Annotated in this window: 21 protein-coding genes; 8 read left to right on the top strand and 13 right to left on the bottom strand. The window is 70.4% G+C overall.

All coding sequences use genetic code 11. The annotated features are described in order from the left end of the window. On the bottom strand, positions 1 to 557 hold a 557-nt coding region (locus AB0C75_RS27530), incomplete at its 3' end, for a TIM barrel protein (protein ID WP_362894405.1). A gap of 268 nt (positions 558 to 825) precedes the next feature. Here AB0C75_RS27530 and yicI point away from each other — a divergent pair. After that, positions 826 to 3,066, top strand: a complete 2,241-nt coding sequence (gene yicI / locus AB0C75_RS27525) for an alpha-xylosidase (RefSeq protein WP_362894404.1) — start codon at positions 826 to 828, stop codon at positions 3,064 to 3,066. 69 nt (positions 3,067 to 3,135) lie between these two features. Here yicI and AB0C75_RS27520 read toward each other — a convergent pair whose 3' ends face one another. The 4 genes from AB0C75_RS27520 to AB0C75_RS27505 all read right to left on the bottom strand — a co-directional run bounded on the left by AB0C75_RS27520 (position 3,136) and on the right by AB0C75_RS27505 (position 8,941). After that, complete coding sequence (locus AB0C75_RS27520) at positions 3,136 to 4,485, bottom strand: amino acid permease (RefSeq protein WP_362894403.1); 1,350 nt, start codon at positions 4,483 to 4,485, stop codon at positions 3,136 to 3,138. A gap of 269 nt (positions 4,486 to 4,754) precedes the next feature. Further along, the gene (locus AB0C75_RS27515; protein WP_362894402.1) at positions 4,755 to 5,588 is read right to left on the bottom strand and encodes a M55 family metallopeptidase; all 834 of its coding nucleotides are present in this window, start codon (positions 5,586 to 5,588) and stop codon (positions 4,755 to 4,757) included. After that, positions 5,585 to 6,964 (bottom strand): diaminopimelate decarboxylase, encoded by a 1,380-nt coding sequence (locus AB0C75_RS27510; RefSeq protein WP_362894401.1) that lies wholly within the window; start codon positions 6,962 to 6,964, stop codon positions 5,585 to 5,587. The genes AB0C75_RS27515 and AB0C75_RS27510 overlap by 4 nt, the downstream gene beginning before the upstream one ends. A gap of 216 nt (positions 6,965 to 7,180) precedes the next feature. Continuing rightward, positions 7,181 to 8,941, bottom strand: a complete 1,761-nt coding sequence (locus AB0C75_RS27505; RefSeq protein ID WP_362894400.1) for a helix-turn-helix domain-containing protein — start codon at positions 8,939 to 8,941, stop codon at positions 7,181 to 7,183. A 191-nt stretch (positions 8,942 to 9,132) separates the two neighbouring features. Between AB0C75_RS27505 and AB0C75_RS27500 the strand changes: the two genes are divergently transcribed. Continuing rightward, entirely contained in the window at positions 9,133 to 9,756 is a 624-nt protein-coding gene (locus tag AB0C75_RS27500; protein WP_362894399.1) for a histidine phosphatase family protein, read from the top strand. A 181-nt stretch (positions 9,757 to 9,937) separates the two neighbouring features. Here the strand turns inward: AB0C75_RS27500 and AB0C75_RS27495 are convergent, their stop codons facing one another. Next, complete coding sequence (locus tag AB0C75_RS27495) at positions 9,938 to 10,786, bottom strand: helix-turn-helix transcriptional regulator (RefSeq protein WP_362894398.1); 849 nt, start codon at positions 10,784 to 10,786, stop codon at positions 9,938 to 9,940. Between the two features lie 185 nt (positions 10,787 to 10,971). Here AB0C75_RS27495 and AB0C75_RS27490 point away from each other — a divergent pair, with 185 nt between their 5' ends. From AB0C75_RS27490 to AB0C75_RS27480, 3 genes are all read left to right on the top strand, one after another. Then, positions 10,972 to 11,754, top strand: coding sequence for an NAD(P)H-dependent oxidoreductase (locus AB0C75_RS27490; protein WP_362894397.1), 783 nt, complete (start codon positions 10,972 to 10,974; stop codon positions 11,752 to 11,754). A gap of 178 nt (positions 11,755 to 11,932) precedes the next feature. After that, entirely contained in the window at positions 11,933 to 12,883 is a 951-nt protein-coding gene (locus AB0C75_RS27485) for a hypothetical protein (RefSeq protein ID WP_362894396.1), read from the top strand. Then, the gene (locus AB0C75_RS27480) at positions 12,880 to 13,101 is read left to right on the top strand and encodes a hypothetical protein (protein ID WP_362894395.1); all 222 of its coding nucleotides are present in this window, start codon (positions 12,880 to 12,882) and stop codon (positions 13,099 to 13,101) included. Before AB0C75_RS27485 ends, AB0C75_RS27480 begins: the two co-directional genes overlap by 4 nt. Before the next feature lie 9 nt (positions 13,102 to 13,110). On the opposite strand, the gene AB0C75_RS27475 is transcribed toward AB0C75_RS27480, so the two are convergent. The 4 genes from AB0C75_RS27475 to AB0C75_RS27460 form a co-directional block, all read right to left on the bottom strand. After that, entirely contained in the window at positions 13,111 to 13,317 is a 207-nt protein-coding gene (locus tag AB0C75_RS27475; RefSeq protein ID WP_362894394.1) for a DUF397 domain-containing protein, read from the bottom strand. Then, positions 13,314 to 14,147, bottom strand: a complete 834-nt coding sequence (locus AB0C75_RS27470; protein ID WP_362894393.1) for a helix-turn-helix transcriptional regulator — start codon at positions 14,145 to 14,147, stop codon at positions 13,314 to 13,316. Before AB0C75_RS27470 ends, AB0C75_RS27475 begins: the two co-directional genes overlap by 4 nt. Before the next feature lie 67 nt (positions 14,148 to 14,214). Continuing rightward, the gene (locus AB0C75_RS27465; RefSeq protein WP_362894392.1) at positions 14,215 to 14,991 is read right to left on the bottom strand and encodes an SDR family oxidoreductase; all 777 of its coding nucleotides are present in this window, start codon (positions 14,989 to 14,991) and stop codon (positions 14,215 to 14,217) included. A gap of 1 nt (position 14,992) precedes the next feature. Further along, positions 14,993 to 15,835, bottom strand: a complete 843-nt coding sequence (locus AB0C75_RS27460; protein WP_362894391.1) for an SDR family oxidoreductase — start codon at positions 15,833 to 15,835, stop codon at positions 14,993 to 14,995. A gap of 102 nt (positions 15,836 to 15,937) precedes the next feature. On the opposite strand from AB0C75_RS27460, the gene AB0C75_RS27455 reads away from it, so the two are divergent. Beyond that, entirely contained in the window at positions 15,938 to 16,537 is a 600-nt protein-coding gene (locus tag AB0C75_RS27455) for a TetR/AcrR family transcriptional regulator (RefSeq protein WP_362894390.1), read from the top strand. A 93-nt stretch (positions 16,538 to 16,630) separates the two neighbouring features. Here AB0C75_RS27455 and AB0C75_RS27450 read toward each other — a convergent pair whose 3' ends face one another. The 3 genes from AB0C75_RS27450 to AB0C75_RS27440 all read right to left on the bottom strand — a co-directional run bounded on the left by AB0C75_RS27450 (position 16,631) and on the right by AB0C75_RS27440 (position 18,839). After that, positions 16,631 to 17,281 (bottom strand): class F sortase, encoded by a 651-nt coding sequence (locus AB0C75_RS27450; protein ID WP_362894389.1) that lies wholly within the window; start codon positions 17,279 to 17,281, stop codon positions 16,631 to 16,633. Between the two features lie 52 nt (positions 17,282 to 17,333). Further along, positions 17,334 to 18,002: a hypothetical protein gene (locus tag AB0C75_RS27445; protein WP_362894388.1), complete on the bottom strand. Its 669-nt coding sequence runs from the start codon at positions 18,000 to 18,002 to the stop codon at positions 17,334 to 17,336. A 168-nt stretch (positions 18,003 to 18,170) separates the two neighbouring features. Continuing rightward, positions 18,171 to 18,839 carry a hypothetical protein gene (locus AB0C75_RS27440; RefSeq protein WP_362894387.1) on the bottom strand — a complete coding sequence of 223 codons (669 nt, stop codon included), beginning with the start codon at positions 18,837 to 18,839 and terminating at the stop codon, positions 18,171 to 18,173. Between the two features lie 215 nt (positions 18,840 to 19,054). Here AB0C75_RS27440 and AB0C75_RS27435 point away from each other — a divergent pair, with 215 nt between their 5' ends. Next, positions 19,055 to 20,266, top strand: coding sequence for a HupE/UreJ family protein (locus tag AB0C75_RS27435; protein ID WP_362894386.1), 1,212 nt, complete (start codon positions 19,055 to 19,057; stop codon positions 20,264 to 20,266). A gap of 148 nt (positions 20,267 to 20,414) precedes the next feature. Next, complete coding sequence (locus AB0C75_RS27430) at positions 20,415 to 22,394, top strand: metallophosphoesterase family protein (RefSeq protein WP_362894385.1); 1,980 nt, start codon at positions 20,415 to 20,417, stop codon at positions 22,392 to 22,394. The last annotated feature ends 54 nt before the right edge of the window (positions 22,395 to 22,448 follow it).

Here is a 22,448-nt window from a genome sequence, read left to right as displayed (position 1 = left end):
GGCTTGGGCTCGATCGCGAACCGCAGGTCGTAGCCCTGCTCGGTGACGTAGTCGCCCAGCAGGTCGAAGGCCTCCTTCATCCGGTCCAGAGCCACGCGCACGTCCTTGGCACCGCCGGACTCCGCGCCCTCACGCCCGCCCCAGGCCACATACGTCCTCGCGCCGAGCTCGGCGGCCAGATCGATGTTGCGGATGACCTTCCGCAACGCGAAGCGCCGCACGTCACGGTCGTTGGAGGTGAACCCGCCGTCCTTGAACACCGGGTGGGTGAACAGGTTCGTCGTGGCCATCGGGACCTTCATCCCGGTGCGCTCCAACGCGTCCTTGAACCGGCCGATCAGCCGGGCACGCTCCGCCTCGGAGGACCCGAACGGGATCAGGTCGTCGTCATGGAACGTCACACCGTGCGCACCGAGCTCCGCGAGCCGCTCCACCGACTCCACCGGATCGAGCGCCGGACGCGTCGCGTCACCGAACGGGTCATTCCCACGCCATCCCACGGTCCACAGACCGAAGGTGAACCTGTCCGCGGGGGTGGGGGTGAAGCGGTTCGACATCGTGCTGCCTCTTGTCGACATGGGCCGGCGGCTGCGCTGCCGTCCGACCGATTTGTTGGCTGACAGTACTAATACGGCATCGTGGCGTTTGTTTCTAGACCATGTCTGTGACATGCGCGTCACATAGGGGAATCATGGCGGACTCCGGGGCGCCTTTCGGCTCCCGGAAGGGTGGGTTCCGGAGCCTTTCCGGCCATCGTCGAAGCGCTTCGAAAAACATTTTGTTTTGTGTACGATCAAAATCAGGACCCCACAGGAACGGACCCCCATGAAGTTCACCGACGGCTTCTGGCAGATGCGCAGTGGTGTGCATGCCTCCTACGCCACTGAAGTCCGCGACATCCGCCTCGACGACGACCGCCTCGCCGCCTACGCCGCCGTCAAGCGCGTCGAGCGCCGCGGCGACACTCTGAACGCTCCGCTGATCACCGTGGAGGCCCACGCCCCCGCCGATGGCGTCATCGCGGTGCGTCTGACCCACCACGCCGGCAAGCGCCGCAAGGGCCCCGACTTCGAACTCCCGGGCGCCGCCACCGGACCCGTCGCCACGACCCGTACCCGGGGCGCGGCCGCCGAGCTGACCAGCGGCCCACTCACCCTGCGGCTGCCCACCGAAGGCGCCTTCGGCCTGGAGTTCCTCGACGGGGACGGCCGGCTCCTGACGTCCGCCGGCCGCAAGGGCAGCGCGTTCGCCACCGTCGACGACGACAACAGCCACCACATGTTCGCCCAACTCGCCCTGGGCGTCGGCGAGACCGTCCACGGTCTGGGCGAGCGCTTCACGCCGTACGTGAAGAACGGCCAGACCGTCGACATCTGGCAGGCCGACGGCGGCACCAGCAGTGAACAGGCCTACAAGAACATCCCGTTCTATCTCTCCTCGCGCGGCTACGGCGTCTTCGTCAACCACCCCGGCAAGGTCTCCTTCGAGGTCGGCTCCGAGGCCGTGGGACAGGTGCAGTTCAGCGTCGAGGACCAGACGCTTGAGTACTTCGTCATCGCGGGCCCCACCCCGAAGGACGTCCTCTCCCGCTACGCGGCCCTCACCGGCCTCCCCGCCCTCCCTCCGGCGTGGTCGTTCGGCCTCTGGCTGACCACCTCCTTCACCACGTCCTACGACGAGGCCACCGTCACCTCCTTCGTCGACGGCATGGCCGAGCGCGGAATCCCGCTCAGCGTCTTCCACTTCGACTGCTTCTGGATGCGCGAGTACCAGTGGTGCGACTTCGAGTGGGACCCGGCGGTCTTCCCCGACCCGGAGGGCATGATCGCCCGGCTCAAGGACAAGGGCCTGAAGATCTGCGTCTGGATCAACCCGTACATCGGGCAGAAGAGCGCCCTGTACGAAGAAGGGGTGCGCGAGGGCTACTTCGTCCTCACCCCCGACGGCGACGTCTGGCAGTGGGACAAGTGGCAGGCCGGCATGGCGCTGGTGGACTTCACCAACCCCGAGGCCACGGCCTGGTTCCGGAGCAAGCTCAAGGGCCTCCTCGACCAGGGCGTCGACGGCTTCAAGACCGACTTCGGCGAGCGCATCCCGACGGACGTCGTCTGGCACGACGGCTCCGACCAGGAACGCATGCACAACTACTACACGCACCTCTTCAACCAGGCCGTCTTCGAGCTCCTGGAGAACGAGCGCGGCCAGGGCGAGGCAGTCCTCTTCGCCCGCTCGGCCACCGCGGGCGGCCAGCAGTACCCGGTGCACTGGGGCGGCGACTGCTGGTCCTCCTTCGAGGCCATGGCCGAGTCGCTGCGCGGCGGTCTCTCCCTGTCGCTGTCCGGCTTCGGCTTCTGGAGCCACGACATCGGTGGCTTCGAGGGCACCCCGGACCCGGCGGTCTTCAAGCGCTGGCTCGCCTTCGGGCTGCTCTCCTCGCACAGCCGGCTGCACGGCTCCTCGTCGTACCGCGTGCCGTGGGAGTTCGGTGACGAGGCGGTGGACGTGGCCCGGCAGTTCACCCGTCTCAAGCACCGCCTCATGCCGTACCTGTACGGCGCCGCCGTCGAGGCGCACCGCACGGGCGTCCCCACGATGCGTCCCCTGCTGCTGGAGTTCCCGGACGACCCGACGGCCCGCACGGCGGACCGCGAGTACCTGCTGGGGCCGGACGTCCTCGTAGCCCCGGTCTTCACCGACGACGGCCAGGTCGAGTACTACGTGCCCGAGGGCACCTGGACCCACCTGCTGACGGGCGACACGGTCACCGGCCCGGTCTGGCGCCAGGAGACCCACGGCTTCGACAGCCTGCCACTGCTGGTCCGCCAGGGCGCTGTCCTGGCGCTCGGCGCGGACGAGAGCCGCCCGGACGGCGAGTGGCTCGACGACCTGGAACTCCGTGTGTTCGCCCCGGCGGGCACGGGCGACTTCACCCGTACGGTGACCGTCCCCGACCGCACGGGCGCGGTGGCCGCGACGTACGAGGTGGTCCGCGAGGGCGGCGAGGTCCGCGTCACGGCGGACACGGACCGGCCGTACACGGTCACGGTGGTGGGCGAGCAGGCCTGACAACCGCCGAACGAGCACCGGACCGCCCGCCCCTGACAGCAGGGGCGGGCGGTCCGGTGCTCGGTGGTGTCAGCGGGTGGGTGCCGCGGGCACCGGCGCTTCCTCGGCAGGTGCCGGGCTGTTCCCACGTGCCCTGCGGATCGCGTAGGCGACGAGGACGACAGCCAGACTGCCCAGGCTGGTCATCAGCTGGGTGCGCTGGTCGGCGATGACGGCCATGGCCACCAGCACCGCCGCGAAGCCGGCCATGACCACCCAGGTGAGGTACGGGAAGAGCCACATACGCAGGGTCAGCCGCTCGGGCTCCTCACGCTCCAGGCGGCGCCGCATGCGCAGCTGGGACGCACCGATCATGAGGTACATGAAGATGGCGACGGCGCCGGACGAGTTCACGAGATAGGTGAAGACGGTGTCCGGGGACAGATAGGCCAGGAGCACCGAGATCCAGCCGACGACCGTTCCGGCGAGGATCGCGCGGGCGGGTACCCGGCGCTTGTTCGTCGCCACCAGCCAGGCGGGGGCGTCCCCATGGGTGGCGAGCGCCCGCAGCATCCGCGAGGAGACGTAGACCGAGGAGTTGAGCACGCTCAGGACCGCCGTGAGGATGACGACGTCCATCACGACGCCCGCACCGGGCAGCTCGATGATGTTCCAGGCCGCGACGTACGGGCTGGCCAGGACCTTGGCGCTGTCCCACGGCACGATGGTGACCACCAGGACGATCGAGCCGACGTAGAACAGGATGATCCGCCAGATGATCCCGGTGGTGGCACGGGCCACCGAACGCTCGGGCTCCTTGCTCTCGGCGGCGGCGATGGTGACGATCTCGGCTCCGCCGAACGCGAAGATGACCACGACGATCGCGGAGAAGATCGCCGTGAACCCGTTCGGTGCGAAGCCGCCGTGCGCGGTCAGGTTGGAGAAGTCGAAGGACGAGCCCGGCCAGCCGCCGAAGACGTAGAGACCGCCGACGATCAGGAAGGCCACGATCGCGGCGACCTTGACGGAGGAGAACCAGAACTCGAACTCGCCGAACGACTTCACCGAGAGCAGGTTGGTCGCGGTCATCACGACCATCAGACCCATGGCCAGCACCCAGAGCGGCAGCCCGATCCACGCGTGCAGGATCGCGGCGCCCGCGACGGCCTCCACGGCCACGATGATGACGTAGTAGTACCAGTACAGCCATCCGATGGTGAAGCCCGCCCACGGCCCGATGGCGGTGCGGGCGTAGTCGGCGAAGGAGCCCGATGACGGCTTCGCCACGACCATCTCGCCGAGCATCCGCATGGTGCACAGCACGAGCGCGCCGGCCAGGCAGTAGGAGACGATCGCGGCGGGCCCCGCCGTCTTGATCACGGATCCGCTGCCCACGAACAGCCCGGCGCCGATCGCCCCTCCGATCGCGATCATCGACATGTGGCGGTTGCGCAGGGATCGGCTGAGCTCGGGTTGGGCGCTCCGCGGTTCCGCCTGCGGTTCTCCCTGCGGTGCTTTCCGCGGTGCCTTCCGCGGTTCTTTCTGCGGTTCTCTCTGTGGTGCGGAAGAAGTCATGGCAGCTCCAGTCATGGGCAACGGCGTACAAGCCAACGGCGTAAAGGGAGGTGGAAACCCCTCGTGGCGGTGCGGGCGCCGTCGAGAAGCCGCGGCCGGGCGGCAGGGATCCGGGCCGCCGGGCCGCCGTGTCCTCAGGTCCAGTCACCCTCGCGACCGCCGCCGATCACCCAGCTGAGCGCCCGGAAGCGGCGCAGTGCCGTCACGGCGTCAGGGGCGTTCGTGCGGATGGTCCGGGGGCCGGACAGTTCGACTCCGGACAGCGCGCTCGCCCGGTCTGCGAGGTGCGGGCTGTCCACGTCGACCTCCACCGTGTGCGGTGCGGGACGCAGGGTGGGGCGTGGTGGGGGTGCCGAGAGGGCCTCGGCGGCCTCGCGGCGGATGTCGGCCGTCGTGACGGCCGGGGTGCGGCAGACGGCCGCGTGCCGGGAGATCGCCCTCTTCACGGTGACGGTCCGGCAGCCCGGTGCGTATGTGGTCGCCTCGCGGCAGGTCACGTCGTCGCCGGTGACGAGAACGACCGGCACGCCGGCCTCGGCGGCGACCAGGGCGTTGAAGTGGCCCTCGCCGACGGGATCGCCGTCGATGCGGACGCCGAGGATGCTGTGCGAGAGGTAGGTGTGCGCGAGGACACCCTGCTCGCCCGCGCCGGTGTGGTAGCCGACGAACGCCACCGCGTCGATGCCGTCCTCCAGCCCTTCCATCATGCCGAGGGGCTTGTGCCGGCCGACGATCAGGACCGCGCGCGGGTCGAGTTCCTCGATGAGGACGTTGTCCATGCCGCAGTGCGCGTCGTTGACGACGATCTCGTCCGCGCCGGCGTCGGCGAACCCGGCGACGGCGGCGTTGACGTCCTGGGTGAGCAAGCGGCGAAAACGCTCGTAGCGCGGTGTTCCCGCCGCGACGTCCGCGGGGGAGACGGTGCCCGTCGCCCCTTCCATGTCGGCGGATATGAGGACACGCTTCACCCCGCCACCTCCTTCTTCGTTCCTTGCTCCGGGCCGTCCGCGCACAGCGCCACGAGGGCGTCCGCGTGGGAGAGGCCACTCTCCTCGACGACTTCGCGCACGCTCTGGGCCTCGCGGACCATGGCGAGGCGAACCTGCCCGAGGGAATTCGTGCGATAACCGTATACGGCGGGCCTGGGTAGCGAATTGTACGAAAAGTGGGAGGAGAAGTAGTACGCCCCGGTGTCGTACAACGCCACCACGTCCCCGGGCTCGATCGCCGGGAGTTCGCGTGCCGTCGCGGTCAGGTCACCGGCGAAGCAGCACGGCCCCGCGATGTCCACGACCTGGAGCAGCCCCTCCTTGGGACGGCCCGCGGCGTCGAACACACCGACCCGCAGGGGCCAGGCGTCCGGCATGAACACCGTGCGGGTGGCCACCTGGGCTCCGGCGTGGGTGACCGCGATCTGCCGGCCGCCGGCGGACTTGGTGTACTCGACGACCGAGGCGATGGTGCCGCTCTTCGCCAGCAGCGAGCGGCCGAACTCGGTGACGAGGGTGTAGCGGCCGTCGAAGAGCCCCGGGGCGGCTTCGCGCAGCTCGGCGACGTAGTCGGCGTACGTGGGGCGGTCGTCCTCGCTGTCGAAGTTGACGGGCAGGCCGCCGCCGATGTCCAGGCCGGTGATCCGGGCGTGGCCCAGCTGCTCGTTGATCCGCTCCGCGAGGTCGTACGCGGCGCTGACCCCCTGGGCGATGAGCGGCAGAGGGCAGCCCTGGGAGCCGACGTGCGCGTGCAGGCGGTTGAGCCAGGGGCGCCGGGTGAAGGCGTCGATCACCGCGTCCACGGCCCCCGGGTCGCGTAGGGCGACGCCGAACTTGGACGTCGCGGTCGCGGTACTCATCGCCCCGATGGCGCCCGCTCCGACCTGGGGGTTCACCCGCAGTCCGACAGGGCCGGCCGGCTCGCGGCCGGCGAGCAGGCGGTCGACGCGCTCCAGTTCCTGGAAGTTGTCCAGGTTGATCGCGATGCCGTGCTCCAGCGCGTACTCCAGCTCCTCGACCGTCTTCGCGGGGCTGTCGAAGACCAGCCGGTCGGGGCTGAACCCGGCTGCCAGCGCCTGCTCCAGCTCGCCGGGCGATGCCACCTCGCAGCCCATACCGGCCTCGGCGAGCAGCCGCAGGACCGGCACCAGGCCGCACGCCTTGGCCGCGAACGTGTGCTGGACCGTGGCCGGCCCGTCGAACGCCGCGTTCAGCGCGTCCACCGCTGCCAGCACCCCGTCGACGTCGAGCAGACCGACCAGGGGCGAGCCGGGGCCGAGCAGGCCCTCATCGACGGCGCGGGCGAGCGCCGCCTCGCGGGCACGCTCGCGTCGAGGGGCCGAACCGGATGTCACCTGAAACACACTCCTACGTGAGGTCGCTCGTGCCCGCGCTCATCGGGTCGCGGGCCGTAGTGACCCGCGCTCGTCCGGTCGCGGGCCGTCGTGAACAGCTTCGGTGCGCGAGGCCCGGCACGTCTTCGTCAGCCACCACCAGGCCTGGCCGTGATACCTGTCCGGCCGCACAACTTAATGATCATGATGGCGTGGTGTCCGTCGTCCTGCCCGTGCTCACCCGGTACGTCGGCCCAGGCGCAGTCCGACGTCCGCCAGGAGCCGCACGGCAGGATCGGCCAGGTCCACGCCGAACAGCTCCCTGGCCCGGCGCAGCCGGTACCGCAGCGTGTTGGGGTGCACATTGAGGCGCCGCGCGGCAGCGGCCGTGTCACCGAAGGCGTCCAGATACGCGGTGACCGAATCGCCGTACCGCGAGCCGTGTGCCCGGTCGTGCTCCACCATCGCGTGCACCGGACCCTGCATCGCCCCCCACAGCGGATCCACCCGGTCGAGCAGGCGCAGCACCGCCGCATCGGCCGCCACCTCCTCGTACGACGCCACCGCCGACCCGGCCGGGGCAGCCGGCAGTCGGGTGGCCCGCTCCCTCAGCACCCGTACCACCAGCTCCGCCGCGTCGCGGGATGCGGGCAGCTGCGCCAGGTCAGCCACGACGGGTCCGGCACCGGCGAAGACCACGCCTGGCGGGGCAGGACCTCCGGGGGCCGTGCTTCCGGGCAGTCCACCTCCTGCCGGTCCACCTCCTGCCGGTCCGCTTCCCGGCACTCCGCTTCCCGGCACCGAGGGGACCGCCGCCAGCAGCGTGCGCGCGGGGTCCGTCTCACCGTCCAGGGCCGGCACCACGGCGTACAGCCGCTGCCCCGACCGCGCGGTCACACATCCCGGACGGTAGGCGGCGGCCTGCAACGCGAGAACGTCGAGCACCCGCTGCCCGGCGTCGCCCGGCACGGTCTCCCGGCCGTCGTACGCGTCCCGGCCGTCGTACGCCTCCGCCACCATCACGGCGTGCGGCCGGTCCCGCGCGATCCCGACGTCGTGCGCAGCCTGCGTGCTGCCCGCCAGTAGCGCGTGCACCGCGCCTTCGCGCGCCCAGGCGGCGGCCCGGCCCCATGTCCTGTGGTGCGACAGATGCGGGACCGCGGCACGGCCCGCCGTCGTGAGCGCCGCCACCGCGTCCTCCGCCAGGGGCCGCCCGTCGGCGGCGGCCCAGATCGAGCCGAGCACCTCGGATCCGTGCCGCACCGCGATGGCCAGCCGCTCGGCGTACCGCTCGTCGGCGGGGAGCCGCACCACGTCGTCGGTGTTCCACAGGGCCTGGAAGAAGCCGCTCTCGCGCAGTTCGACGACCCGCCAGCGGGGCACCTCCTGGCCGAGGATGGTGAGCCTGCGCATCGGATCGGGCTCGTGGTCCATGCGCGAGTACGCCAGGACCCGCGACTGCGGGTCCTCGATCGTGATGGCGCCGCCGACGAGGTCCGCCACCGTGTTGGCCAGACCCGACAGATCGCCCAGCCGCAGCCCGTCCACCCCGGCCGAACCCACGGACCGGCCCGGGACGCTGTGCACCAGAGCCGTCCGCAACCGCCCGAGCACATCGGTCCACCCCTGCCCGGGCCCTCGGGTCAGCAAGGCCGTACGTCCCCGCTCGGCCGCCTCCAGCAGGGCAGTCCTGGGCCCCCGGGCGCCGCGCCGCATCACCACGGCCGCGGCTCCCGCACGGTCCGCGGCGCGCAGCACGTCGACCGCATCGGGCGATGCGGCCTCGACCCCGACCGCGAGCAGGACCAGCCCGGTGGCGGCCCAGGCCTCTTCGTCCCTCTCCTCGCCCGGGTCGTGCAGCACCACGTCGGACACCGGCACATGGGTGCCGCAGGGTGCCACGACGACGTCGAGCGTCCCGTCGGCGACCAGCGCGAGGAGCTGTGCCAGCGTGGGACCGTGGCCGTGGCCGGAATGGTCCGTCTCGGAGATGCGCATCGGCTCATACTCGCCGCTCGCCGTCGTGGCCCGCCATGTCCCAGGTCACCACCCTGCGCCGGCCGGCTCCGAGAGCTGCCGCAGGGGCGAGCCGCCCCGCGCAGGACCGGACGGAATGCGATCGTGGGCAGACAGGTTGCCCCAGTGGCACGCATGAACGAGCAGCACGGCGCAGAGAGCGGAAGCATCCCATGGGCGAGTTGATCCTGATCCGGCACGGCGAGACCGAGTGGTCACGGTCCGGGCAGCACACGAGCTGGACCGACCTGCCCCTCACCGAGCTCGGGGAGCGCCAGGCCCGCGCCCTCGTACCACTTCTCGCCGAACGCGAGATCGGGCTCACCCTGGTCAGCCCCTACCTCCGCGCCCGCCGCACAGCCGAACTGGCGGGCCTGACCGCGCCCCGCGAGACTCCGGACCTGCGGGAGTGGGACTACGGGGCGTACGAGGGCATCGCCACGGTCGACATCCGCCGCACCCGCCCCGACTGGAACCTCTGGACCGACGGCGTCGCCCCCGGCCCCGCGGAGCACCCGGGGGAGAGCCCCCAGGAGGTCGGCGACCGGGCGGACCGCATCCTGGCAGAGGTCAAGGCAGCGGCCTCCCGGCTGGGCGAGGCGGACATCGCGCTGGTCGCCCACTCCCACTTCCTGCGCGTCCTGACCGCGCGCTACCTCCGGCTGACACCGGCAAGCGGCGAACTCTTCCAACTCGCCACGGGCGCGGTCTCACGCCTGGGCACAGAACACGGCAAGCCGGTGGTGACAGCGCTGAACGTGGCCCTGCCGGAGCGCCTCTTCGACGCCATCCTCTGACGGGTGGCGGGCCTGGGGGCCGAGGCGACCCGTATCGGTCCGTAGCGCTCACCCACCTCCATGACCGTCGGTGAACCGGGATGGCGTACGGGCCACTCGGGCAGCCCCCCGGCCGTTGGGGTCGCCCTTGGCGATGTAGTCCGCGAGGGCCGCGGCGCGCCCTCGGGTGGGCGCCGCTGCGTCACTCGCGGACCTGGGCGTGCACCGTCGGCTGCGCGTCAGAGCTGTCCGCGCCCAGGCTCGCGAGCAGGCGCAGCCTGTCCTCGGCGGGGCTGCCGGGGGGCGCGGACAGCACCAGCAGTTCCATGCCTGATTCGCCCGGCAGAGCGAAGTTCTCCTGGTGCAGCTCCAGCAGCCCGACCAGCGGGTGCATGTACGCCTTACGACCATGGGTGCGGGCCCGCACGTCCGCGCGGGCCCAGAGGCGGCGGAAGCGCTCGCTACCCATCGCCAACTCGCCGATGAGCGAGGCCAGTCCAGGATCATCGGGGTACTTGCCGGCAGCCAGCCGCAGGTGCCCGACGACGTCGAGGGTGCACGTCTCCCAGTCCACGTAGAGGCCGCGCTCGGCCTCGTCGAGGAAGATGTGCCGCGCGGTGTTCATGCCCGGTACAGGCCGGCCGTAGAGGGACCCGGCGAGGCGGTTCCCGGCCAGCACGTCAAGGCGATGGTCCATGATCAGCGCGGGCGCGTCGGCGATCAGGCCGAGGACACGCAGCAGCTCCGGCCGGACCCGCCCGCCGGGCGCCTTCGCCCGGCGGCGGCGCTGCCGCGCGAGCCGGTGGAGGTGCCCGCGTTCGGTCTCGTCGAGGCCGAGAACACGGGCGAGCGCGTCGAGGATCTGCCCGGACGGCTGGGTCGCGCGGCCCTGCTCAAGGCGTACGTAGTAGTCGACGCTGACTCCGGACAGGTGCGCGACCTCCTCGCGGCGCAGCCCTTCGACCCGGCGGCGGCTGTCGGCTGTGATGCCGACGGAGGCCGGGTCGACCCGGGAACGCCGGATCCGCAGGAAGCCCGCAAGGTCGTCCATGTCCACAGTATGGGCCTCGGCCGGGCACGTGAGGGTGGTCCTGGCGATACCAGGAAGTCCGGTCCGACGGAAGAGGCCGCCCCTGTACGACGCGCCCCCGGCGACCGAGCATCTGTGGTGACACACCGTGTCGCACTGCCCGGATGCCGAACTTTCGAACTCTCGGATCGTCGAAGGGAACAGCCATGAAGGCACTCATCGTCCACGCCCACCCCGAGCCGCGCTCGCTGAACGGCTCGCTCAAGGACATCGCCGTGTCCACGCTCGAAGCCGCCGGGCACGAGGTGCGGGTGAGCGACCTGTACGCGATGAACTGGAAGGCCGTGGTGGACGCGGCGGACTTCGGCGAGCACGCCACGAACCCGCTGCGGGTGGCGCCGAGTTCGGCCGGTGCGTACGACGCCGGCGCGCTCACGCCCGACGTGGCCGCCGAGCAGGAGAAGCTGCTGTGGGCCGACACGGTGATCTTCCAGTTCCCGATGTGGTGGTACACGATGCCGGCGATCCTCAAGGGCTGGGTGGACCGGGTGTTCTCCTTCCACTTCGCGTACGGAGTCGGCGTGCACGACGAGACGCGGTACGGCGAACGCTTCGGCGAGGGCACGCTGCGGGGCCGTCGGGCGATCCTGTCGGTGACCGTCGGGGGCCAGGAGTCCCACTACACCGACCGCGGGATCAACGGCCCGATCGAGGACCTGCTTTTCCCGATCCACCACGGAATCCTGTACTACCCGGGCGTGGAAGTGCTGCCGCCGTTCGTGCTGTACGGCACCGACAAGATCACCGGCGGTGCCTTCGAGGACGCCGCGAAGGCATGGGAGGAGCGGCTGCTGACGCTGGAGACGACCGAGCCGATCGCGTTCCGGCGCCAGAACTTCGGCGACTACGAGATCCCGTCACTGCGGCTGAAGGAGGGCCTGGAGGCGCCGGGGCGCAAGGGGTTCGGCCTGCATGTGCGCGGTAGCTGAGCCGTGAGGCCCGCGTCCCCGCCGCCAGGGCCGTGGCCCCACTTGAGGACATCGAAAGCCCCCCGGAGCCGGCGTGTCGCCGCCGAAACCGGCAAGCTCCGAACGTCGGCGGGCGCCGGGAAACTTCGCGCAGGTGCGCACCTGGCGCCTGACCGGGGCATGACGCCAGCATCGAGTGGTGAACAACTCCAACGAGCCGCACATCTCGCACAAGGCGCAGCTGCCCTACCCCTACGACCAGGACATCTCCCATGTCCTGCGGCACCTCAGCAGGATCACGGCCACCGGCCGGAAGAAGCTCGCCAACAGTCTGAGCACCGCCGGCTACCTGGCCGCGGGCATGCGGCTGATCCAGCAGCACCTGGGGCCGGACGCCTTACGCGGTGCTGCCGCCGGCAACACGCACGCACTTGAACGTCCGCTGCTGGGATTCCTGTCCCAGCGGGCGGTCGCGGCGGCCGTCGCCGAGAACCCGCCCCCGTTCACCTCCCGGGGCGGTGTACCGAGGCTGCGGACCACCTGGCGCTCGCACTCGGACTTCGTCGCCGATCTGATCAACTTCGCCATGTGGCCCGCGAATTACCATCCCGGCTATCTGAAGCAGCGGGCGGCCACCATCCGGAGGCTGGTGGCCGGCGAGGACTTCGTGGGGGCCGTCCACGAGACGGCCTACCAGCACACGGCGGAGAGCGCCCGCATGCCGTCCGTCCGGCTCAGCCTCGTCCTGATGGCGCTCGCCGACGGCGACGACACGGTCCAGCGGGCACTCGCCGAGACGTACCGGGGTTACCTCTCCTCCTGGAAACAGGTGTACGCCGAAGTCCTCCAGGCACGGGGCCTGCGGTTGCGCGCGGGACTCGACCTCGACGATCTCGCGAACGCCCTGTCCGCCGCCACGGACGGCATGATCCTGCGTTCCATCGGCGACCCGCAGGCCCGGGTCGTCGACCAGGAACGGGAGAGCTCGCTGATGGGCACGGTCGCCCTCGCGGTGATCCACGGGTTCCTGGAACCGGCCGAAGCCTCGGACGGCCTCACCCTGGAACAGGCCGTCGGCGCGAGGCTGGGCCGTCCGCTGCCGTCGGGGACGCCCGGAAACGACCGGTTGCGAGGGGAGACGCCCCGATGACATCCAGCACCCGCCCTCCGGCGGTACCCGGAGGGGACGCACGGGTCCCGGCCTGGCTCACGGCCGCCACCGGCCTGTGCTCGGCCGTCGCCACGGTCGTCCTGGCGCTCACCGGCCACGCCGAGGCCGCAGCGGCCGTCGGAGTCGCGGGTGGTGCCGTCGCCGGTGGCGTCCAGGTGACGGTGAACGTCCAGCGGCGTCCTCCCGGCCAGGAGTGAGGCGCACTCTCAGAGGGAGCCGCACCTCAGCGCGTCGACGAACTGGGACCAGCGCACGGCGGAGAAGGTGAGCGCGGCGCTGTCGGGGGTCTTGCTGTCGCGTACGGGCACGAGGCCGGGGACGCCGTCAGCGATTTCGACGCACTCGCCTCCGTCGCCATTGCTGTACGACGCCTTGCGCCAGACAGCTGTGCTCAGATCAGGCGTGGTCGTCATGGCGTGAGGAACTCCTTCGCCGCCGAGGCGATCCGGTCAAGGGACGCCTCCGGCGACAGCGCGGCAGCCCTGACCAGATCGTAAGCGGCGCTGCGTTGCTCCACCAGTACGGGTTCTTCGATGAGTTGGCCGCTGTACGCAGACTCCGCATACACGACAGCCGGAGCCTCCGGGAACTGCATCAGTGTCATCGGTGCATGGAGAAGGGGATGGGCCCCGGCGGAGAACGGGAGCACCTGAGTGATGAGCCTGGGGCGGGATGCGGTCTGTTCGACCAGGTGGTTGAGCTGCTCGGCCATCACGGCGTTTCCGCCTACGGGCACGAGCAGGGCGGCTTCGTGAACCACCAGCCAGAGCACGGGCGCAGAGGACGAGTCGAGGAGCGACGTCCGCTCCATCCTGGTGCGGACGTGCCCCTCGATGAGGTCTTGGTCGGCGAACGGGTGAGCGGACCGGGTGAGTGCTCGCGCGTAGGACTCGGTCTGCACGAGGCCGTGCACGAGCATCGAGGAGAAGCTTCCGATGAACGAGGCCTGCAACTGGAGCTCCGCCGCGTCCGCGAAGTACCCCGCCACCTTCGACGTCCGCGCCAGCCGGCACAGCCGCTGGAGGTGTTCGCCGCTGCCCAGCAACTCGTCCAGCCCGCGCGAGATCTCCACCTGCGGCCGCCGCTCAGCCGCCTCGAACATGCCGATGTACGCACCGGAGCAGAACACCCGCTCACCCAGCTCGTTCTGCGACAGCCCCGCCGCCTCGCGCAGGCGGCGCAGCTCGGCGCCGTAGAAGGCGCGGGGATTGGCGTACGGGTCGAGGTCCTTCGGGAGCGGCATGCCGGCAACGTAACGGTTACCCCGCCCCCGTATGCGACGCATCTGTTGTTGTCACCCGTACGGGGTTTCAGCGGACGGTGAGGCCGCCGTCGACGGCGAGGACGGTGCCGGTCGTCCACCGGGCCGAGGCGAGGTAGGCGGCCGCGGTGGCGATGTCCTGGGTGGTCCCCAGGCGTCCCAGGGGGTAGGAGTCCTCGATCTGCTGGTCGTGTGCGGTGCGCTGCTCCGTGGTCATGGGTGAGAGGTAGGAGCGTTCGTAGGTGGGTGTGTGGACGGCCCCAGGGGCGATCGCGTTGACGCGGATTCCTTGGGGGCCGAGTTCGTTGGCCAGCGCCCGGGTCATGGAGTTGAGCGCTCCGCGGGTGGCGGAGTAGGCGGCTGAATGACGGCCGGCGGCCATCTTGTGGGCCCAGTAGCTGCTGATGTTGATGATGCTTCCGTGGCCGTTCAGGAGGGCGGGAAGCATGTGCTGGCTCAGCAGCAGCGGCACTTGGACGTTGAGGTGCCACATCGAGTTCATGGCCTCGATGGTGGTGTCCCGCAGTAAGGCGAAGTGCGCGATGCCGACGTTGTTGACGAGAGTGTCGACCCGGTCGGAAAGGTGTCCGACCTGCGCGGCGACCTGTGCGGGGGCGTCCGGAGCGGAGAGGTCCGCGGACACGGTGTGCACCGTGGTGCCGTGCCGGCCCAGTTCCTCGGCGGCGGCCTGGAGCTTGTCGCGGTTGCGGGCGACGAGGATCAGGTTCGCTCCGTCGGCGGCGAGGGCGTCGGCGATGGCGAGTCCAAGGCCCTCGCTGCCGCCGGTGACGACGGCGAGGGGAGCTGTGGTGTGGTGCTCGCGCATATCAGAATCCATCAGGGTGGTCGGTGGACGCGCTCAGGAGCGCGAACTGGCGTAGCTCTTCAAGCTGGTCGCCGCGGCTCTTCTCGATGCCGGCGAGGGCGTCGCTGCCCAGAGGCAATCGCAGCGGGGGGCGTTGCATGTCGGCGAGGGCCACAAGTGCCTTGGCCATGCGGGCGGGGTCGCCGATCTGGCCTCCCGCACCTGCGGATCGTGCCAGCGCTTCGTGCGCCGGACGGTAGTCGGGGATGGCTCCGCCGGTGGGCAGCCGACTCGCCCAGTCGGCGCGGAAGCCGGTGCGGGCCGCTCCGGGTTCCACGATGGTCGTCCGGATACCCAGGGGCGAAAGTTCGGCGGCCAGTGAGACGCTCAGACCTTCGAGGGCGTGCTTGCTTGCCGTGTAGGCACTCATCCCGGGGGCACCGATCTGCCCCGCCAACGAGCTGATCTGCAGCACCCGGCCCGCTTTCGCCTCACGCAGGTACGGCAGGGCGGCACGCAGGACGTTGACGGTGGCGAAGAAGTTCACTTCGAACTGGGCGCGCAGATCCGTGTCGTCCAGTTCCTCAAACGGGCCCGCCAGCGCGTACCCGGCGTTGTTGACGACTACGTCGAGGCGGCCGAACTGCCCTGTCGCGCCGTCGACAGCCTGCCGGAGTGCGTCGGCGTCGGTGATGTCCGCGCTCACGGTGAGCAGGCGTCCCGGGTGGGCCGTGGCCAGTGGCCGCAGCGGACTGTCGTTGCGCGACGCCGCGATCACTCGCTCGCCTGCGCCCAGAACCTCACTGACCAGTGCCCAGCCCAGACCGCCGGATGCTCCGGTGATCAGCCATACGCGGGTGGCCATGCTCCGCACCTCCGAAACGCTCCCAAGCGGACAAGGTCTGTCCGTTTCTCTTCAGCGTAGGGAAGCGGACAGGCGTTGTCCATTTTTGGCTAGGGTGGGGGGATGAATGCAGAGCAACCTGTAGCGACCCAGGAGGCAGCGGTGATGCCCCTGCGCGTCGACGCACAGCGCAATGCCGCGCGTGTTCTGGAGGCAGCGCGCCGCGCCGTCGCATCCCACGGGCTGGACGTGAGCTATCACGAGATCGCGCGGCAGGCCGGCGTCGGTGTGGGCACCGTCTATCGGCGCTACCCCGAACGTGACCAGCTCATGGCAGCCGTGCTGGGCGACATCCTCACCGAACTGATCGACACCGCACACCGGGCTCTGCGCTCCGACGACGCCTGGGAAGGCTTCTCGATGCTGTTCACCGGCCTGGCCATGCGCACCGTGCAGAACACAGGGCTGTCCGGTTCCCTGGACCAGCACGGCGGGCCTGTCATCGCCGAGCGGCGCCACGAGCTCCTGGGTCTTGTCCACAAGGTCATCGAGCGCGCCCAGGATGACGGGTGCCTTCGCCGGGATCTCGCCTGGCAGGACGTGCTGCAATTGACGGGGGCCGTGGCGGTGCAGGGATGTGTGCTGGGAGTTGAGCCTGATCCCGCGCGCGGTCACCGCTCCGTACTGACTGTTCTTCTCGACGGCCTGCGGGTCGGCGGGTAGTGGGAGGCGGGAGTCCGGCGAAGGTGTCCGCCGGAGAAGCACGGACGGCTGGTACCTCTGCCCCCGAGGTACCAGCCGGAGCCCGTGGCGGTGTCAGGCCGCCTTCTTCTTGAGTGAGGTGAGGTGGGCGAAGACGACCACGTTGGCCGAGTAGCCGGCCTTCTTGTCGAAGCGCCCTCCGCAGGTCAGCAGCCGGAGTTCGGGCCGGCCCGTCGCCCCGTACACCTTGTCGTCGGGGAACTTGTCCTTCGTGTAGGTCTTCATCTCGTCGACGGTGAAGACCGCGGTCTTCCTGTCCGCCCGGGTGACCGTCACCGTGTCTCCGCGTCGCAGGGCGTTGAGATTGAGGAAGATCGCGGGCCCCGTCGCGGTGTCGCGGTGGCCGACGAGCAGCGAGGTTCCCGCCTCGCCGGGGGAGGGGCCCTTCTGGAACCACCCCACCTGCTTGGGCTTGTTCAGCGGTGGGGCGCCGAGTCGGCCCTTCTTGTCGAGGGCGAGGCCCACGACCGGGGCCTCGATGTAGATCGCGGGGATGGCGACCTTCACCGGCCGGGAGTGGACCAGTGGTGCGTGCGAGGCGGGTACCTTCTCCTGCGGCTTGTGCGGTGCCCTGCGGAACGGCGGGGCCCCGCCGCCCGCGGCGTCGCTGCCGCGGGCGGCGGTGACCGACGAGGCGTCCTCGGGCGAGTCGGAACTCGCCCACACGATGCCGGTCACCAGCGAGAAGGTCACGCTCAGGGTCATCGTGAGCCGGCACGCACGAGTCGGCCCTCGTCGTCGCCGTCGGCCGCGCGGGTTATGCCTCGTTGCGGGCACGGCGGCGTGCGGATCGGCGCACCACGATCAGCCCCGCGAGTCCGGCGGCGCCGGCGACCAGCGCGGCCGATGCCCCGATGTTCGAGTCGCTCTCGGAGCTGACGCTCTCCATGTCCGGGACGCCGCCACCGCCGGCGGGCACCGCGCCGGACGGCTTCTCCCACGACTTCTCGGCACCCGACGAGCTCTGGTCGTTGCCGTCACCGTGGCTGCCGCCCTGGCCGGGCCTAGGGTCACAGTTGACCTCGAAGCTCTTCTGCTTCGGGCCCGCCGGGACCGTCCACACCAGCTGGTACGTGCCCTCGGGGAGCAGGTACTCCTGGCTGGTGGCCTTGCCGTTCACGAGCGGAAGGGTGCCCAGCAGCGTGTCGCCCGGAGGGACGGTCGGCGGCTGCGCGGTGATCGTCCAGGGGACGGAGGGGAAGGACTCGAAGTTGTTGGCCTTGAGCACGAACTTGCAGACCTCGACGCCGTCGCGGTCGCCACGCGAGTGCCAGCCGACCGACGCGACGTCGATGTCACCGCTGTCCCCGGGCAGGGCGTAGGCGGCGGGGGCGGCGGCCAGGGTGACGCCGGCGAAGGCAGCCGCGGCGGCCATCGTGATGCCCGTGCGGGCACTGCGGGAGCGGACGGAAGCGGAAATGCGCATGCTGGGGCTCCTTCAAGCCGAGATGATTGTCGTACTGATCACCTGATCGCCTAAGAGATGCCATGGATCACGGAAAGTGTCTGTAGGGACACCGTAAAAGCGAGCAAAAGTACCCTGACTAGCCGATAGCGGTCAGCGAAACGTCGGGTCGAGCGGCGGCAGGAGACCTCAGTCGTCCAGCCACACCACGATCCCCGTGTGCCCCGTCAGCACCGCCGCGGTGCCCGCCCGGACGGCGGCGGCGCAGCGGGCCTCGGTGAACGAGGCGGGGTCGTACGTCGACGACATGCCGAGCCCCTCCCCGCGGTACGAGGCCCCCGACCAGTCGACCGCCGTCACGTTCTCGGTGGGTTCGGCGAGCTCCGCCCCGACGACCAGGAAGTCCTGGGCGAGATGGCTGGGGCTGACCGTCGTCAGCGGGTCGATGAGGTCGTTGCCCGCGCTGATGACGAGGTCCGGGTGCAGGTCGACGGCTCGGATGACGGCGGGCAGCAGGTCGGTTTCGTCGGACGCCGTCTCGGTCCGCAGGTCCACGTCCGCCTCGTCCGCCCAGGCCTTCACCGCCTTCACCAGGGTCTTCGTCGGGCGGTCGCTGCCCGCGCCGAGCAGGACGACCCGGGTGCCGGCCGCGGGCCGTACCTCGGACCAGGAACCCGGGCTCGGCGTGACCGTCGACTCCGGTGCGGGTGACGTGTCCGGGCCGATGAATCCCGCACCCAGCGCGCCGATGGCGGAGGGGCTCGGGCGCAGCCGCGACCAGTCGTCGTCGCCCGAAGCGCATCCGGTGAGCAGGGCGGCGGCCGTCACCAGTACGGCGGCCAGGGGCGGGCGGTGCACGACGATCGTCCTCCGGGAGGGGGCGTGGCGGCGGCCCGGCGGGGGAGCGGGGCGCGGCGGGTGCGGGGCGGCTTTTCCCACATCCTGCTCGTCCGTTCCACACGATCTCCATCGTTCCGACGGCTTTCGAACGTTTGTTTTCTCATGGTTCGCTGACCAGTCGTCGGTGGTTCATCCACAACCAGCACGGTGCACGGGCAACCCCAAGGAGACTCATGTCGCACCGTGTCCGCCGTCTGCTGCTCGTCCTCGCCACGGCGGTTCTTCTCTTGCTCGGCCTCGTCGGACCCGCAGCCGCCCATGGCTTCACCTCCACCGTGTACGCGCACGTCACCGCCGACGGTGACGGGCCGCTGCGGACCGAACTGAAGCTGGAGTACGACCTGCTCGTCGTCTCGGCCGCCGACGCCGGCTCCGACGACCCCCTCTTCCGCGCCGGAACCGAGGCGTTCGAGAACGGGGACGCCCGCGCCCGGGCCGCGGCCCTCGACGCCCACCGCGCCACCGTCGTCGAGTACGTCACCCAGCGGTTCTCGGTCACCACCGGCGGCCCCGACTGCGAGCCCGCCCCCGTCGGTGGGACCCGGATGGGCACCGAGGAGGGCGTGCCCTACGCGCAGATCACGCTCGACTGGACCTGCGCCGAACACGGCACCGGCGACCACGAGATCCGCAGCGCCCTCTTCCCCGACCAGGAGGGCTACGTCAAGGGGACCAAGACGATCGTCACCTACGACGTCGACGGCCGTACCGGCAGCGCCGCACTCGACAGCGGCCACCCGGCCTTCTCGATCAGCCAGTCCTGGCCCGAGCGCTTCTGGGAGTTCTTCCGCCTCGGCGCCGAGCACCTGCTGACGGGCACCGACCACATCCTGTTCCTGCTCGCCCTCATCGCCGGATCCCGGCGGCCCCGTGAAGTCGTCCTGGCCGCCACCGGATTCACCCTCGCCCACTCGGTGACGTTCCTGCTGGCCGCCCTGGGTCTCGTCGACGTCCCCGCGGCGCTGGTGGAGCCCGTCATCGCGCTGTCCATCGCCGTGGTCGCGGGCTGGCACCTGTGGCGCTTCCGAGGGGGCGGCGACCATGTCGCGGAGCTCCGGGCGCCCGGCGGGAGCCGGTTCGCCCTGGACCGTGCCGGGTGGATCCGCCTCGGCGTCGTGTTCTGCTTCGGCCTCGTGCACGGCCTCGGCTTCGCCGGCGCCCTGGGTATCGATGCCGCGTGGTCCTGGACCCTGCTGTGGTCCCTGCTGGTCTTCAACGTCGGCATCGAGGCCGTCCAACTCGCCTTCATCGCCGTACTGTTCCCGATTCTCCTGCTGCTCGGGCGGCGCTCACCCCGGGCCGCCCGGTGGGTCACCGGAGCCCTGTCGGCGGCGGTGGCCGCCATGGGTCTTGCCTGGTTCGTCCAGCGCGTCACCGAGTCGTAGAACCGCAGGCGGGCGGCAGGCGGGCGGCGATGTTCAGCCGCAGCCCCGACCGCATTCGCACGCCGTTCACCGGGTGCCGAGAGTTTGGTTCCCTCCTTCGAGTGTGCACTTCTTGCCCACCGTTTGAACACAAAAGAATCGATACTTCATGAGAACGCACTCCTCCCAGCAGGCCCGAAGAAGGCCTGTGCGGCACCGTGTGGCCACCGGCACCACCGCCGCGCTCCTCGGTCTGACCGTGGCCTTCGCGGGCGGGCAGGCCACGACCGCCGCCGCGGCGGAATCCTCCACCCTCACCGGCATCGTCCTGGGCGTCGGAGCGAACGAGACCCAGCGCACCGTCAACTGGTACGCGTCGGACGGCAGCGCCCAGAAGGTCCAGCTCGCGCCCACCGCGCAGCTCGACGGGGGCGAATTCCCCGCCGGCTCCGCCACCTTCGACGCCCTGGGCGCGAAGAACACGGCCGGATCCGACGGTTACAACCACCACGCCACCCTCACCGGCCTCAAGGAGAACACCGCCTACTCCTACCGCGTCGGTGCCGAGGGCAACTGGTCCAAGGCGTACGCCTTCGCGACCCAGGACTTCGAGGGCGAGTACGACTTCCTGTTCCTCGGCGACCCGCAGATAGGCTCCTCCGGGGACCTGGCGCAGGACCAGGCCGGCTGGCAGGACACCCTGGACGTGGCCACCAAGGCCAACCCGAAGGCCGAGATCCTGGTCTCCGGCGGCGACCAGGTCGAGAGCGCCAACAACGAGTCCCAGTGGGACTCCTTCCTGGCGCCCGACCAGCTGCGCCAGTACCCGTGGGCGGCCACCATCGGCAACCACGACGTCGGCGGCAAGGCGTACGAGCAGCACTTCTCGACGCCGAACACCGACAACTCGGACGCGCTCTACGCCAACGGCGACCCGGCGTCCGACACCTCGGGCGGCAACTACTGGTACATCTACAAGGATGTGCTGTTCATCGACCTCAACAGCAACAGCTACGACACCTCCCAGGGCGGCGGAGGCGACGAGGCGCACACCCGGTACGTCACGGACGTCATCAACCAGCACGGCTCCGAGGCCAAGTGGAAGGTGCTCGTCTACCACCACTCCATCTACTCCCCGGCCTCGCACGCCAAGGACAAGGACAACAAGGCCCGCCGGGTCGACTTCCCGACGACCTTCTCCGAGCTGGGCGTCGACATGGTCCTCCAGGGCCACGACCACAGCTATTCCCGCAGCTACCTCATCAAGAACGGTGCGAAGGCCGACCCCGAGGAGCAGCCCGGCCAGGCCGATGTCTACCCCGGTCCCGGCGGCGTCCTCTACGTCACGGCCAACTCGGCCTCGGGCTCGAAGTACTACGACATCACCCCGCCCGACAACAGCGGCACAAGCGGCGCGGGCAACGGCGCCGACCCGCTGAACCCGGACAGCTACTGGTACAACTCGGTCCAGAACCAGGAGCACGTCCGCAGCTACGTCAAGGTCCAGGTCCGGGACGAGAAGCTGGTCGTGGAGAACATCCGCAGCGGCAGCTGCGACGCCCCCAACTCCCAGGTCTCCAAGGGCGACTGGTGCAAGAACACCACCGCCGGCCAGCCCGTCGGCTCGGTCGTCGACAAGGTGAGCGTCCACCCGTACAACGGTGACGGCCAGTCCCTCCAGGTCAACGTGCCCAAGCCGGCCCCGGGCGAGTTCGGCTGGACCATCGACGGCTACAACGGCCTGGTGGACCTCGGCACCGCCAAGGAGGCGAACGGTGACCACTTCACCGCCTCCGGCAAGATCAACCCGATCCTCGTGTCGGACACCCGCCGCACCCTCTCCCCGTGGGCGGTCTCGGCCGGTGTGAGCGAGTTCAAGGACGCCGGGAAGACGTTCGCGGGCTCCTACCTCGGCTGGTCGCCGTACATCCTCGACCAGGGCGCCGGCGCCAAGGCCGGTGCGGCGGTCCCCTCCGGCTACGACGGCAAGGGTGACGGCCTGTCCCTCTCCCGGGGCCTCGGCTCCGCGCCGCAGGGCCATGACCGCGGCACCGCCAAGCTGGGCGCCGACCTGGATCTGAAGATCCCGGACTCCGTCCAGAAGGGCGGCTACCGCGCCACCCTCACGATCACCGCGCTGAGCAGCTGACCCTCCCCGCACCACCGGCGTGGCAGGCTCCGGTTCGCCGCGGCCTGCCACGCC

Origin of the sequence: Streptomyces sp. NPDC048565 (genome assembly GCF_040650935.1) — a bacterium.
In the GTDB taxonomy this organism is placed as follows: Bacteria; Actinomycetota; Actinomycetes; order Streptomycetales; family Streptomycetaceae; genus Streptomyces.
The sequence above is the reverse complement of the archived record's forward strand: the minus strand, read 5'-3'. Positions and strand labels throughout refer to the sequence as shown.

Excerpts from the sequence above, each read along its gene's own strand:
- yicI (WP_362894404.1), top strand. The coding sequence starts at position 826 with ATGAAGTTCACCGACGGCTTCTGGCAGATGCGCAGTGGTGTGCATGCC.
- AB0C75_RS27520 (WP_362894403.1), bottom strand. The coding sequence starts at position 4,485 with ATGTCGATGATCGCGATCGGAGGGGCGATCGGCGCCGGGCTGTTCGTG.
- AB0C75_RS27505 (WP_362894400.1), bottom strand. The coding sequence starts at position 8,941 with ATGCGCATCTCCGAGACGGACCATTCCGGCCACGGCCACGGTCCCACG.
- AB0C75_RS27500 (WP_362894399.1), top strand. The coding sequence starts at position 9,133 with ATGGGCGAGTTGATCCTGATCCGGCACGGCGAGACCGAGTGGTCACGG.
- AB0C75_RS27495 (WP_362894398.1), bottom strand. The coding sequence starts at position 10,786 with ATGGACGACCTTGCGGGCTTCCTGCGGATCCGGCGTTCCCGGGTCGAC.
- AB0C75_RS27490 (WP_362894397.1), top strand. The coding sequence starts at position 10,972 with ATGAAGGCACTCATCGTCCACGCCCACCCCGAGCCGCGCTCGCTGAAC.
- AB0C75_RS27480 (WP_362894395.1), top strand. The coding sequence starts at position 12,880 with ATGACATCCAGCACCCGCCCTCCGGCGGTACCCGGAGGGGACGCACGG.
- AB0C75_RS27475 (WP_362894394.1), bottom strand. The coding sequence starts at position 13,317 with ATGACGACCACGCCTGATCTGAGCACAGCTGTCTGGCGCAAGGCGTCG.
- AB0C75_RS27470 (WP_362894393.1), bottom strand. The coding sequence starts at position 14,147 with ATGCCGCTCCCGAAGGACCTCGACCCGTACGCCAATCCCCGCGCCTTC.
- AB0C75_RS27465 (WP_362894392.1), bottom strand. The coding sequence starts at position 14,991 with ATGCGCGAGCACCACACCACAGCTCCCCTCGCCGTCGTCACCGGCGGC.
- AB0C75_RS27460 (WP_362894391.1), bottom strand. The coding sequence starts at position 15,835 with ATGGCCACCCGCGTATGGCTGATCACCGGAGCATCCGGCGGTCTGGGC.
- AB0C75_RS27455 (WP_362894390.1), top strand. The coding sequence starts at position 15,938 with ATGAATGCAGAGCAACCTGTAGCGACCCAGGAGGCAGCGGTGATGCCC.
- AB0C75_RS27450 (WP_362894389.1), bottom strand. The coding sequence starts at position 17,281 with ATGACCCTGAGCGTGACCTTCTCGCTGGTGACCGGCATCGTGTGGGCG.
- AB0C75_RS27445 (WP_362894388.1), bottom strand. The coding sequence starts at position 18,002 with ATGCGCATTTCCGCTTCCGTCCGCTCCCGCAGTGCCCGCACGGGCATC.
- AB0C75_RS27435 (WP_362894386.1), top strand. The coding sequence starts at position 19,055 with ATGTCGCACCGTGTCCGCCGTCTGCTGCTCGTCCTCGCCACGGCGGTT.
- AB0C75_RS27430 (WP_362894385.1), top strand. The coding sequence starts at position 20,415 with ATGAGAACGCACTCCTCCCAGCAGGCCCGAAGAAGGCCTGTGCGGCAC.